11 protein-coding genes are annotated in these 13,942 nt (G+C 41.8%); 9 read left to right on the top strand and 2 right to left on the bottom strand.

The features are described 5' to 3' along the window. Positions 1–2 precede the first annotated feature (2 nt). Positions 3–485 carry an S-ribosylhomocysteine lyase gene (locus tag M1F56_RS01400; protein ID WP_247916617.1) on the bottom strand — a complete coding sequence of 161 codons (483 nt, stop codon included), beginning with the start codon at positions 483–485 and terminating at the stop codon, positions 3–5. Positions 486–748: 263 nt separating this feature from the next. On the opposite strand from M1F56_RS01400, the gene M1F56_RS01405 reads away from it, so the two are divergent. From M1F56_RS01405 to M1F56_RS01425, 5 genes are read left to right on the top strand one after another with little or no spacing between them, the layout of a single operon-like run. Further along, a complete protein-coding gene (locus M1F56_RS01405; RefSeq protein ID WP_247916618.1) occupies positions 749–1,456 on the top strand; it encodes an ABC transporter ATP-binding protein in 708 nt (235 codons plus the stop codon). Between the two features lies 1 nt (position 1,457). Next, a complete protein-coding gene (locus tag M1F56_RS01410; protein WP_084910598.1) occupies positions 1,458–2,246 on the top strand; it encodes an ABC transporter permease in 789 nt (262 codons plus the stop codon). Next, entirely contained in the window at positions 2,246–2,968 is a 723-nt protein-coding gene (locus M1F56_RS01415) for a lantibiotic ABC transporter permease (RefSeq protein ID WP_247916619.1), read from the top strand. The genes M1F56_RS01410 and M1F56_RS01415 overlap by 1 nt, the downstream gene beginning before the upstream one ends. Positions 2,969–2,980: 12 nt before the next feature. Next, positions 2,981–3,679 (top strand): response regulator transcription factor, encoded by a 699-nt coding sequence (locus M1F56_RS01420; RefSeq protein WP_033583844.1) that lies wholly within the window; start codon positions 2,981–2,983, stop codon positions 3,677–3,679. Next, entirely contained in the window at positions 3,646–4,677 is a 1,032-nt protein-coding gene (locus tag M1F56_RS01425) for a sensor histidine kinase (protein ID WP_247916620.1), read from the top strand. Before M1F56_RS01420 ends, M1F56_RS01425 begins: the two co-directional genes overlap by 34 nt. Before the next feature lie 134 nt (positions 4,678–4,811). Here M1F56_RS01425 and M1F56_RS01430 read toward each other — a convergent pair whose 3' ends face one another. Continuing rightward, positions 4,812–6,296 carry a DUF1846 domain-containing protein gene (locus M1F56_RS01430; RefSeq protein ID WP_247916621.1) on the bottom strand — a complete coding sequence of 495 codons (1,485 nt, stop codon included), beginning with the start codon at positions 6,294–6,296 and terminating at the stop codon, positions 4,812–4,814. Between the two features lie 152 nt (positions 6,297–6,448). On the opposite strand from M1F56_RS01430, the gene M1F56_RS01435 reads away from it, so the two are divergent. From M1F56_RS01435 to M1F56_RS01450, 4 genes are all read left to right on the top strand, one after another. Continuing rightward, positions 6,449–8,059 (top strand): glycoside hydrolase family 13 protein, encoded by a 1,611-nt coding sequence (locus M1F56_RS01435; RefSeq protein ID WP_247916622.1) that lies wholly within the window; start codon positions 6,449–6,451, stop codon positions 8,057–8,059. 168 nt (positions 8,060–8,227) lie between these two features. Then, complete coding sequence (locus tag M1F56_RS01440) at positions 8,228–10,195, top strand: peptide ABC transporter substrate-binding protein (RefSeq protein WP_247916623.1); 1,968 nt, start codon at positions 8,228–8,230, stop codon at positions 10,193–10,195. A gap of 147 nt (positions 10,196–10,342) precedes the next feature. After that, complete coding sequence (locus tag M1F56_RS01445) at positions 10,343–12,304, top strand: peptide ABC transporter substrate-binding protein (RefSeq protein ID WP_247916624.1); 1,962 nt, start codon at positions 10,343–10,345, stop codon at positions 12,302–12,304. A 191-nt stretch (positions 12,305–12,495) separates the two neighbouring features. Beyond that, a complete protein-coding gene (locus tag M1F56_RS01450) occupies positions 12,496–13,941 on the top strand; it encodes an LCP family protein (RefSeq protein ID WP_247916625.1) in 1,446 nt (481 codons plus the stop codon). Position 13,942 lies beyond the last annotated feature (1 nt).

The following is a 13,942-nucleotide window of genomic DNA, read 5'->3' on the forward strand; positions in this document are numbered from 1 at the left end:
GTTTAGATGACATGACGCTCAAAGGCATCATCTGAGATTCCTTGTTCCAGGATGAGCTTCGCCCATTCCTTAGCAGAAAAGAGGCTGTGGTCCTTGTAGTTTCCGCAAGATTCGATGGTTGTTCCTGGGACATCTTCCCAAGTAGTAGTTTCAGCGATTTCCTTGAGCGAATCCTTGATAACAGCTGCAATCTCGGCGCTAGCATGGCGTCCCCACATAATCATGTGGAAGCCTGTACGGCAACCAAATGGTGAACAGTCAATCATTCCGTCAATGCGGGTACGGATAAGTTTGGCCAAGAGGTGCTCGATAGTGTGAAGGCCAGCAGTAGGGATAGAGTCTTCGTTTGGCTGTACTAAGCGAATATCATAATTGGAGATGACATCTCCCTTTGGCCCTGTTTCTTCCCCAATCAAGCGAACATAGGGTGCTTTAACAATGGTGTGGTCAAGTTCAAAACTTTCAACAATAACTTCTTTTGACATGGTCGTTCCTTTCAGTTTTCTTTTTTCATTATATCATAAAGACTGCTCTTGATGAAGTTTGACAAATGACTTTTTGAGACTAGCATTATAACAAAGTCTCCATACAAAACTCGCAGAATTATAAAGAAAAACTGAGTTCTTTCTAATGAAGCTAGAGCAACTTCTGAAAGATGGAGTCAACTTTTAGAATTTTTGCTTGATTTCTGAACTAATTCTGAACTAGATTGGATATACTGTAGAAAATAAAGATAAAGGAGTTCAGTATGGAACATATGGTGAAAATAGAAGGCGTTTGCAAAAAGCATGGCAGTAAGCAGATTTTAGAAGATATTTCTTTTACAGCTAGAAGCGGGCGGATTACAGCTTTTCTGGGCCCGAATGGTGCAGGGAAAAGTTCGACCTTGAGGATTCTCTTGGGGTTAGATCGGGCGACAGCAGGAGCGGCGACTTTTGATGGGCAAACCTATCAGTCAATGATCTATCCGCTCAGAACGGTAGGTGCAGCCTTTGACGGCATTGGCGGTCTGCCAAATCGAAAGGTCTATGACCACTTGAGAATTATTGCGGCGAGTAATGCTATTCCCAAGTCTCGGATCAATGAGGTTTTGGAGATGACTGGAATCGCTCATAAGAGGAAGGAACTCTTGTCAAGCCTGTCTCTGGGGGAAGGTCAGCGGTTGGGTTTAGCAGCAGCTTTGCTGGGTGATCCTCAGTTTCTCATATTAGATGAGCCGACCAATGGACTGGATCCAAGTGGGATTAAGTGGTTTAGAAAGTTCATCCGTCAGCAGGCTGATTTAGGGAAAACGGTACTTCTATCCTCCCATATCCTGTCAGAGGTACAAATGGTGACAGATGATGTGGTCTTGATTCATCATGGGCGAATTATTGAGCAGGGACGATTGGAAGAGGTGCTGCAAGATTCAGACAGTCTAGAAGATCTCTTCTTTGATTTGACAGAGGAGGTTTAAGATGAAAGAAACGATGTCTTTATTGCATTCAGAATGGTTGAAAATCCGATCAATCAAGGCTTTCAAAGTGAGTGTGGCCTTCATGCTACTATTGGTGCCTGTCGTATCTTGGCTGGAGGGTCGACAGTATTTGTCTATCGGCTTGGATGCTACACCTGAGACGGTTCCTAATCTGATAAACGCCATTGATCCGCTGGAATATCTAGGTCTCAACGGGGCTTCTATGGCGGTCATGGTTTTGGTCATTTTAGCTGGAATTTTGGGAGCTATGGAATTTCAGTCTCATAGCTTGAGAACCAGTCTCTTGACCTGTAATAACCGCCTGAAGTTGCTTGTGGGGAAACTCATGACCTTTGCTTGCTTTTCTCTTGCCACTAGCTTTTTATCAATCTACTTTAGTTATATGGTCATGCATCTCGCTTTAGGAAAGGAAGGACTTGATCCGATTCTGCTCAATCAGGCAGCTTGGAGTTTGATTTTGTGGAAAACCTTATCTCTGACCTTATTGGGAATCCTTTCGTTTTTGTTAGGTTTATTGGCTCGGACCATGCTAGTTCCTCTGCTTTTTCTCGTACCACAGATCTATAATCTGGGAAACTACCTGGCAGCTCACACGAGTTGGGGGACTTATTTACCACAGCCAGCAGGAGAGTTGTTTGCTGCAACGCCAACTTCCCAATATGCTAACAATCCCTTGCAAGGGCTGTTGATACTTGGTGCATGGTTGCTAGTCATCGGCGGCATGGCTTCTCTGCGCTTTTTGAAGACGGATTTAGGAGGGCGATACTGATGATAAAAGCTCTGCTTAGAAGTGAATGGATTAAGTTCCGTTCTTATTATCTCGCTCTTGGTGCAGCCTTAGTGGCTATGGTAGCTGTTCCATTTTTTCTGATGAATCTTGACTACAGTCAGACAGCAGTTGGTCAGACGAAGGCTCTGAGTGAGGTTTTGCATGCCCTCTATCTGGCGCAGCCTGTCATCGTCATCTTTACTTCTCTCTATTTTGCCCAGGAGTTTGTCAGGTCTGGGATGCGAACGAATTTTCTAACCGTATCAAATAGAAAGGCTTGGTTGGCTGGGAAATTCCTTTTTCTGGACTTGCTGCTCTTGGTTCTCTACAGTGTCATGATAGGCAGCTGTTTCCTTGTTATGCTGGCTCGTTTTGACCTAAGCTTTAGCTGGTCCTTACTAGAGAAATTCCTCTATTACAGCTCTTTTGGTCTTCTCAGCAATATTTTTCTGGCTTTTTTAACTGCTGGCCTCGCTTTGCTATTTCAATCTTGGGTTGTGCCGGTGTCGGTGCTCTTTCCTCTCTTGATTGGTCTCAGCCGTTTATTGGCGACTTTCATCAAAGAAGCAAAATACCTGCCCGATCTGGCTACGCTAAATCTTTTTGAGTATGAAGGACTTCAGCATTCAATAGATCTCTCAGGGCTGGGAATACAGCTGTTATGGTTAGCTTTGGTTTGGAGCTCTGCTATATTCTTAACCTTGAAACGAGATGTTCGCTAGAGGTATGCTATAATGGAAATCATGAGACAGTATCGTATTTTGGTGGTTGATGACGACCAGAGCATTTTGAAGCTGGTGAAAAACGTCCTAGAGCTAGATGCTTATGATGTGACGACGCTTGATCGGATAGAAGACCTAGAGCTGACGCATTTTGTCGGATATGACTTGATTCTGCTGGATGTGATGATGGAACCTGTTAATGGTTTTGAGCTGTGTTCCTATATTCGTCCTCATCTTTCGTGTCCAATCATCTTTCTGACGGCTAAGGAATTGGAGGCGGACAAAGTGGAAGGGCTCTTTCGCGGAGCAGATGACTATATTGTCAAGCCTTTTGGAACCAAAGAATTGCTGGCGCGTGTCAGAGCTCATCTTCGGCGGGAGGAAAGACGTGAGGAGCGATATTCTGAAATTGCTTCTTGTCAATTTTATCCAGAGCGCTATGAAGTTGCCTGTTTTGGTAAAGTCTTGAAATTTTCAGAGCGAGAGTTTAAGTTGCTACATTTACTAGCTAGCAATCCCAAGCAGACCTTCTCAGCTGAACGCCTGCATACCTTGCTTTACCCAGAAAGCTCAGAAACACAGCTTCGCTCTATCTCAGAATACGTATATCAGATTCGCCAAAAATGCAAACAAGAAGGGCTGCAAGCAATCGCAACAGTGAGAGGAGTAGGCTATAGATGGCAATTAGAACCCGAAATTTCAAAAGCCTAGTCTGGACAACCAGTTTAAAGATCGTCTTTTTTCATGTTTTGATTTTTGTGCTTATAGGTTATGAATTTACGCAAGGAAGTGATCACGTTCTTTTCACCTTGTTCTTTTGGGCAGGGAGCTTGCTGCTGATTACTTTTTATCATATTTTGAAATTGCTCCGAAAAATCGACAGGGAAATAAAAATGCTAACGAGCGAGAAGCTTTTAGAAGAAAATCAAAGCCAGCTTTTTCGGATTGAGGAAATGCTAGAAGTCTATAGCGATTTACGGAGCAGCCACCAAGAAAATGCTCGTCTTCTAGAAAAAGAGCAGCAGCATAATCAGGAGTTGATTTTACAGCTATCAGCGACATCGCACGATTTGAAGACGCCCCTAACTGTGATTAAGGGGAATGCTGAGCTCTTGGAGTTGGCGCAGTTGGGCCAGCCACAGGCAGACTATGCTGCTGAGATTTTGCAGGCTAGTCACAAGATGGAAGAGTATTGTGGATCTTTGATTGATTACGCTAAGGCTTTTCAGATTGATTCTAATCAGTTCAGTCAGCTTTCCTTAGAGGATTTTTTGGCTTATCTCCAGGACGACTGGGCACTGTTTAGCAAACAGGAAAGCTATCGTTTTTATCTCCAAGAAGATTGTGACCTTAGTCTGATTTTGTCGATTCATTTGGACTATCTCAAGCGAGCTTTGCTCAATATTTTACTGAATGCGCTTGAACATGCTAATCAGGACCAAAAGGAAGTGAAGCTGATGGTATCAGTGCAGCAGGACCAGTTGGTTTTTGCTATCTGGAACAACGGCCCTTCGTTTTCAGAGGAGATGCTGCTGGGAGCGGAACGGCTCTTTTACCAGAGTGACCAAAGCCGCAATTCAACTAATCCCCATCATGGTATCGGCTTAGCCTTTTCTAAGCAGGTAGCTCTCTTGCACGGTGGTCGTCTGACCCTGCTCAATCCAGCCCAAGGAGGAGCCTGTGTCGAGTTGATAATTTCATTGAAATAAATGAGAATGGAAAATCATAAAAACGCATAATACCAAGTGTCCAAAAGACTTGATATTATGCGTTTGATTTTTTTAATATGTAAAGATTTACTGGATTTTTCTCTCAAATTGAGTTTTTGTCCAGCCTTGTTTATTTACTTACGATACAGGCGATCGTATTGGTAGTATGGGTCAAAGGTTACGTTGATACCTAGCTTGCGAAGGACGTTCTTGTCTTCGTCTGTCAAGATGATGGTTGAGTGGGCTTCGCTTCCTTTGAGGTTGCCAAGTTCTTCCATGGCACGCGCAGCATCAGGATTTTCCATAGCTGTGATTGCAAGGGCAATCAGGATTTCATTTGAATGCAGGCGTGGATTGCGACTACCGAGATGGTTGATTTTAAGGCCTTGGATTGGTTTGACAACTTCAGGCTCGATTAGTTTTACTTCTTTAGCGATGTTGGCTGATTTCTTAATCGCATTGATCAAGGCAGCAGCTGTAGGGCCAAAGAGTTCTGAGTTTTTACCAGTGACAATGTCACCAGATGGCAATTCGAGAGCAAGGGCAGGCCCACCAGTTTCTTCTGCCTTTTGACGTGCAGCGACAGCAACCTGACGGTCTGCAGGAGTGATACCGAGGTCGTTCATGAGCAACTCGATTTTCTTGACAGCAGATTCCCCGACCTTTTCAGCCTTGAAGTCAAGAACTGTTTGATAGTAACGGCGGATGATTTCTTGTTTAGAGGCTTCGATAGCAGCCTCATTATCTGTAATAGCGAAGCCAACCATGTTGACACCCATGTCTGTTGGTGAAGCGTATGGAGATTCACCGAGAATGCGTTCCAGCATACGTTTGAGCACTGGGAAGATTTCGATATCACGGTTGTAATTGACAGTGGTTTCTCCGTAGGTTTGGAGATGGAAGGGGTCAATCATGTTGACATCGTCAAGGTCTGCTGTGGCAGCCTCATAGGCCAAGTTGACTGGATGATGAAGGGGAAGGTTCCAGACTGGGAAGGTTTCAAATTTAGCGTAACCAGACTTGATACCATTGATTTGGTCATGGTACATGTTTGACATACAAGTTGCCAATTTTCCAGAACCAGGTCCAGGAGCGGTTACGACGATCAAGTTGCGACTGGTTTTGATGTAGTCGTTTTTCCCCATACCTTCAGGAGAAATGATGTGGTCCATATCGGTCGGATATCCTTTGATCGGATAATGAAGATAAGAATCAATCCCGTTTTTATCTAACTGGTTGCGGAAGGCATCTGCAGCGGGTTGGCCAGCGTATTGTGTGATGACAACTGAGCCAACAAAAATTCCCAGCTCATTGAATTTGTCAATCAAGCGAAGAACTTCTTGGTCATAAGAAATGCCTAGGTCGCCACGTGCTTTGGAATGTTCGATGTTGCTAGCATTAATAGCAATAACAACCTCAACCTGCTCTTTCAATTCTTGCAAGAGCTTGATTTTATTGTCAGGCTCATAACCAGGAAGTACACGAGCAGCGTGGAAATCTTCTAACATTTTGCCACCAAACTCCAAGTAGAGCTTGCCATCAAATTGGTTAATGCGCTCCAAAATGTGGTCGCGCTGTAGATTCAGATATTGTTCAGAACTAAAAGCTTGTTTTTTCATTTTTTTACCTCTGACCTCTATTATAATAAAAAATTGGAAGTTAGGAAACTACGGAGCTAAAAAAGAAATTAAAAAGATTAAGCAAACGCTTGCACTAAATTATAAAAAGCGCTATCATAGACTATAGATTATTAAAATAATGAGGTAAACAGATGCAAGAAAAATGGTGGCACAATGCCGTAGTCTATCAAGTCTATCCAAAGAGTTTCATGGACAGTAACGGAGATGGAATTGGCGATTTGCCAGGAATTACTAGTAAGTTAGACTACCTAGCTAAGTTAGGAATTACAGCGATTTGGCTTTCTCCCGTTTATGACAGTCCGATGGATGATAATGGCTATGATATTGCTGATTATCAAGCGATTGCAGCTATTTTTGGGACTATGGAGGACATGGACCAACTCATCGCAGAAGCTAAGAAGCGCGATATTCGAATTATCATGGACTTAGTGGTCAATCATACCTCGGATGAACACGCCTGGTTTGTCGAGGCCTGTGAAAATCCTGACAGTCCCGAGCGAGACTACTATATCTGGCGGGATGAGCCCAATGATTTGGAGTCTATCTTTAGTGGGTCTGCTTGGGAATACGATGAAAAATCAGATCAATACTATCTTCACTTTTTCAGCAAGAAACAGCCTGATCTCAACTGGGAGAATGAAAAACTACGCCAGAAAATTTACGAGATGATGAACTTCTGGATTGATAAAGGCATTGGCGGTTTCCGTATGGATGTCATTGATATGATTGGGAAAATTCCTGATGAGAAAGTAGTCAATAACGGTCCTATGCTCCATCCCTATCTCAAGGAAATGAATCAGGCGACCTTTGGAGATAAGGATCTCTTGACAGTAGGGGAAACCTGGGGAGCAACGCCCGAGATTGCCAAGCTCTACTCGGATCCAAATGGACAAGAATTGTCTATGGTCTTCCAGTTTGAACACATCTGTCTTCAGTATCAGGAAGGGCAACCTAAGTGGCACTACCAAAAAGAGTTAAATGTAGGGAAGTTAAAAGAAATTTTCAACAAATGGCAGACAGAGTTAGGAGTTGAAGACGGCTGGAATTCCCTCTTCTGGAACAACCATGACCTCCCTCGTATCGTCTCTATCTGGGGAAATGACCAAGAATACCGTGAAAAATCTGCTAAAGCCTTTGCGATTTTGCTTCATCTCATGAGAGGGACACCTTATATCTATCAGGGTGAGGAGATTGGGATGACCAATTATCCGTTTGAAAAACTGGACCAAGTAGAAGATATTGAATCCCTCAACTATGCGCGTGAAGCTCTTGAAAGAGGCATTCCGATAGAAGAAATCATGGACAGCATCCGTGTCATCGGTCGTGATAATGCACGTACTCCGATGCAATGGGATGAAAGCAAAAATGCTGATTTCTCAACAGGTCAACCTTGGTTGGCAGTTAATCCAAACTACGAAGAAATCAACGTTCAAGAAGCACTGGCAAATCCAGATTCAATTTTCTATACTTATCAAAAACTCGTTCAAATCCGTAAGGAGAACAGCTGGCTGATTCGAGCTGATTTTGAATTGCTGGATACAGCTGACAAGATCTTTGCTTATATCCGTAAGGATGGTGACCGTCGTTTCTTAGTTGTGGCTAACCTGTCCAATGAAAAACAAAACTTTTCAGTAGAAGGAAAAGTTAAATCTGTCTTGATTGAAAACACTACTGCTAAAAAAGCAGTTGAGAAACAGACCTTGGCTCCATGGGATGCCTTCTGTGTGGAAATGACTGACTAAAATGAGAGAACCTCAAGCTTCAAAAGCTTGAGGTTTTTTACTAAAAATTGTACAGAAAAATCTTTAAAAAATATTTGTTAGAATTTTCTAAAAAATCTGTCGAAAGTCCTTGCTTTTATGAAAAAATAGGGTATAATGGTGGAAATACTATCTTAAAGGAGATTACTTATGAGATCGAAAAAGTGGCTCTTAGGAGCAGGTTCCGTCCTGAGCACAGCCCTTCTTTTAACTGCTTGTGGGCAAAGTGAAAAGAAGGCTGAAGCGCCCAAGACATTCTCTTATGTCTATGCTATGGATCCATCGTCTTTGGACTACAGTGTGACGAGCAAGAGTTCAACTTCTGACGTTATAGCCAACGTTGTCGATGGCCTTTTGGAAAATGATAAGTATGGAAACTTAATTCCATCACTTGCAGAAGACTGGTCCGTTTCTAAAGATGGCTTGACTTATACCTACAAACTTCGTAAGGGAGTAAAATGGTATACTTCTGAGGGAGAAGAGTATGCTGAAGTCAAAGCTCAGGATTTTGTTACTGGTCTGAAACACGCGGCTGATGGCAAATCAGACGGTCTCTCTCTCCTTCAAGATTCTATCAAAGGTTTGGCTGCCTACATCAGTGGAGAAAGCAATGACTTTTCTACAGTAGGAGTCAAGGCTGTTGACGATTACACAGTAGAATATACGCTCAACAAGCCAGAAAGTTTCTGGAACTCTAAAGTCACAACTGCGACCATGCTTCCAGTAAATGAAGAGTTTTTGAATTCTAAAGGGAGCGACTACGGTGCGCCAACACCATCAAGTATTCTTTATAACGGTCCTTATTTCTTGAAATCATTGACTTCAAAATCAGTCATCGAATATGAAAAGAATCCAAACTATTGGGATAAGGACAACGTTAAGATTGACAATGTCAAACTAACTTTCTACGATGGATCAGACCAAGAATCTTTGATTCGTAGCTTTACACAGGGTGCTTATACAACAGCTCGTCTCTTCCCAACAAGCTCAAATTTTGAGTCAACTAAAAAAGAGTACAGCGATAAGATTGTCTACAGTCCACAAGAAGCGACAAGCTACTACCTCACTGTTAACGTAAATCGCCAGTCTTACAATAAAACAGCTAAAACAGACGAAGCTCAAAAAACATCAACAAAAGAAGCTCTTCTTAACAAGAACTTCCGTCAGGCGCTGAACTTTGCCCTTGACCGTCATTCTTACACTGCTCAGTTGAATGGTGAAGAAGGTGCGGACAAAATTATCCGTAACAGCCTAGTGCCTCATGACTACGTTCAAGTAGGTGAAAAGACCTTTGGAGAGTTGGCTCAGGCAGAGCTCGTTTCATATGGAGACCAGTGGAAAGATGTAGCTCTTACAGATGGCAAAGATACGATTTACAGTCCTGAAAAGGCTAAGGCAGCCTTTGATAAAGCTAAGACAGAATTGCAAGCCAAGGGTGTTACCTTCCCAATTCATTTGGATATTCCGGTTGAACAAACAGATGTAATCGCGGTTCAGCAAACCAATTCACTCAAGCAGTCAATCGAATCATCACTTGGTACAGAGAATGTCATTGTCTATGTCCTTCAAATGACCGATAATGAAAAAATGAGCATTACGTCTCAAGCCAAGGTGCCATCTCAAAAAGACTATGATTTGAACGGAACTGGTTGGGGACCAGACTATCAAGACCCAGCTACCTACCTAAACATTCTTGATGCCAAGAAGGGTTCTGCCCTTAAACACTTGGGAATCACTCGCGGAAAAGATCCAGAAGTGATGGCTCAAGTTGGACTGGACGAATACAAGAAACTCTTGGATGATGCTGCAGCTGAAACTAGCGACCTCAATAAGCGTTATGAAAAATACGCCAAAGCTCAAGCTTGGGTGTCTGATAGCTCGCTCTTGATTCCAGTTGCTTCTTCAGGTGGTTCTCCAACTGTTAGCCGAACTGTACCATTCACAAAAGCATACTCTCAAGTCGGAATCAAGGGAGACCCATTTGTGTTCAAAGGTTTGGAATTGCAAAATGACGTCGTGACTGCAAAAGAATACGAAGAAGCCTTCAAGAAATGGCAACAAGAAAAAATCGAAACAAATGCCAAATACCAAAAAGAACTTGAAAAACACGTCAAGTAATCTATAAACAGAAAAGGAAGTTGCAGAAAAACTGTACTTCCTTTTTGTTTTGAGACACCAGTTGTCATAAAAGCAGTAACTTTACATTTTTGAATAAATTTGATAAAATACGGCTATGTTATAAAAAGTGACATAAAGGAGTGAATGATGATCAAAATGAAAAAAAGACTAATCGGGACAGCTCTTGTCTTAGCGACAGGGATTTTGATCTCTGCATGTGGACAGTCCAACACAGGTACTAGCACTTATTCATCAACATTTAGTGCGAATCCAACAACTTTCAACTATCTTCTAGATTACTATGCGGATAACACTGCCGTTATTACCAATCTCGTAGATGGTTTGCTAGAAAATGACAGCTATGGGAACCTCATACCTGCTCTTGCGGAGGATTGGTCTGTTTCAGCTGATGGTTTGACCTATACCTACAAGCTTAGAAAAGATGCCAAGTGGTATACGGCTGATGGTGAGGAATATGCTTCAGTCAAGGCTCAGGATTTTGTCACTGGGATCAAATATGCCGCGGACAACAAGGGACAAGCCATGGATCTAATCCAAAATTCAATCAAGGGATTGAATGACTATGTGACGGGTGTGACCAATGACTTTTCAACTGTTGGTGTCAAAGCCTTGGATGATTACACAGTCGAGTATACTTTGACTCGACCAGAACCGTATTGGAATTCAAAGACAACCAATAGTATTCTTTTCCCAGTCAACGAAGAGTTCTTGAAATCAAAGGATAAAGATTTTGGTACCTTGACACCAGACAGTATCCTTTATAATGGTCCATATCTGTTAAAAGATTTCACATCAAAATCTTCGATTGAATATGTGAAGAATCCACACTATTATGACCATGATAAAGTAACCATTGAAAAAGTTAAGTTAGCCTACTTTGATGGGTCAGATCAGGAGATGACCATTCGAAACTTTGAAAATGGCGCCTACTCGATTGCGGGAGTCTATCCAAATAGTTCGAACTATGCCAAGACAAAAGAAAAATACCAAGACAATATCGTTTATAGCTTGCAAGACAAGACATCTTGGTACTTTAACTTTAACGTCAACCGAAAAACCTATAATCATACCGCTAAAACAACGGACGAACAAAAGAAATCAGCTCAAACAGCTATCTTAAATAAAAATTTCCGTCAGGCTATCAACTTTGGTATTGATCGAACAGCCTACTCTGCTCAATCTAACGGTGAAGAGGCAGCGAGCAAAACCCTTCGTAATACTTTGGTTCCACCAACTTTTGTCCAGGTGGGAGATAAGACCTTTGGAGAAGTGACAGCTTCTAAGCTTGTGAACTACGGAACTGAGTGGTCAGGTATCAATTTGGCAGACGCTCAAGATGCTTACTTTAACAAGGAAAAGGCCCAAGCAAAATTTGCGGAAGCTAAAAAGGAATTGGAAGCCCAAGGCGTGACTTTCCCAATCCATTTGGATGTCCCTGTTGATCAGACAAATAAAAATGCGGTTTCTGGTATGAACTCGGTTAAACAAATCCTTGAAACAGTACTAGGTTCTGACAATATCGTCATTGATGTTCAACAGCTTTCTACAGATGACTTTGGAAATGTTGCCTTCCTAGCGCCAAATCCAGCAGCTCGTGACTACGACTTAAACTTTGATGGTTGGGTTGGTGATTACCAGGATCCATCAACTTATCTAGATCCCTTCAATGCTGAAACCGGCTTCTATCTCAAGATTTTTGGCCTTGATGCCAAGGAAGACCAAGAGCTCATCAAGAGTCTGGGGCTCGATACCTATACACAACTCCTGAAAGAAGCAGATGCCGAGAATAAAGATGTCGCTAAGCGTTATGAAAAATACGCTGAAGCCCAAGCTTGGATGATTGACAATTCTCTAATCATGTCTGCTATGTCAAATGGTGGGACAGCCTCTGTAACTAAAGTAACTCCGTTTACACGTGCCTACTCCCTGGTGGGTATCAAGGGTGACGGAAATAATTATAAGTACATGAGACTGCAAAAAGACCCTGTTACCAAGAAACAATTTGACGAAGCCAAGGCTAAGTGGGAAGCAGAAAGTAAAAAGGCTATCGAAAAGAGCCAAAAAGAGTTTGAAAATCATATCAAATAAAAACAGAAATGGGGCCCCATAATAAGGGGTCTTGTTTTTGTTTTATCAAGGATTCTGTTAATGGAAGTCATAAATTCAAAATATAGATAAGAAAAAATGAATGAAAACGCTGATAATAGCAGGAATGGATGGAATTTCTTTCATGATTGTGATATAATAATTATAATTATTAACGTGTATAGGGGATTACCATGAGTAGACGTTCAAAGAGAAATCGTTCAGGAAATGCGAAACGAAATATTAATATAGTTTTATTAGCCATTTATTTATTATTGAGTGGCTCTTTGTTGTTCTTAATTTTTAGACATAACATCCTAGCCTTTAGACATCTCAATATCTTAGCTACAGTTCTAGTTTTACTATCTGCTGTCGCAGCTCTACTTTTAATAGTATATAAGAAAGCCGAAAAGTTCACGATTTTCTTTTTGGTACTTGCGGTGTTGACTAGTTCGCTTTCGCTATTTGCTTTGCACCAATTTGTGGGCTTGACTAATCACATCAATGCGACATCAAACTACTCAGAATATTCGATGAGTGTTGTGGTTTTAAAAGATAGTGAAATCAACAACGTTACCCAGTTGGAAAGTGTAACAGGTCCGACTGAAACGGATAATGACAATATCCAAAAATTGATAGCGGATATTAAGACGACTCAGAGCAAAGACTTGGCGGTTGAACAAAGTGCATCTTACTTAGCAGCCTATAAGAGCTTGATTTCAGGTGATGCGAAAGCGATTGTCTTGAACAGTGTCTTTGAAAACATCATTGAAGCGGAGTATCCAGATTATGCTTCAAAGATTAAGAAAATCTATACGAAAAAACTAACCAAGGATGTTGCGGCACCAAAGGTATCTAAGAATCAATCCTTTAATATTTATATCAGTGGTATTGATACCTACGGGCCTATCAGTTCAGTTTCGCGTTCAGACGTCAACATCTTGATGACTGTAAATCGAGATACTAAGAAAATCCTTCTTACCACAACACCTCGAGATTCTTATGTTCCGATTGCGGACGGAGGAAATAATCAAAAGGATAAATTGACTCACGCGGGGATTTATGGAGTGGACTCATCAATTCATACCTTGGAAAACCTATATGGAGTTGATATTAACTACTATGTTCGTTTGAATTTCACCTCTTTCTTGAAATTGATTGACCTTCTAGGTGGTGTGGATGTTTATAATGACCAAGATTTCACTTCTTTGCATGGGCAGTACCATTTTCCTGTCGGGAATGTCCATCTAGACTCTGAAAGAGCCCTTGGTTTTGTCCGCGAACGCTACTCTCTAGCGGATGGAGACCGCGACCGCGGTCGGAACCAGCAAAAAGTCATTGTTGCCATCATTCAGAAGCTAACCTCGACAGAGGCTTTAAAGAATTATGACAACATTATTCAAGGATTGCAAGATTCTCTTCAGACTAATATGCCTTTGGAAACCATGATGGACTTGATTAATACACAGTTGGATAGTGGTGGTCAGTATAAGGTTAATTCCCAAGACTTAAAAGGAACCGGTAGAACGGATCTTCCATCCTACGCTATGCTAGATAGCAACCTCTATATGATGGAAATTGATGAAAGTAGCTTGGCTGCAGCCAAGGCAGCTATCAAAGATGTGATGGAGGGGAAGTAGC

The organism is Streptococcus oralis (assembly GCF_023109005.1).
Classification (GTDB): Bacteria; Bacillota; Bacilli; order Lactobacillales; family Streptococcaceae; genus Streptococcus; species Streptococcus oralis_BU.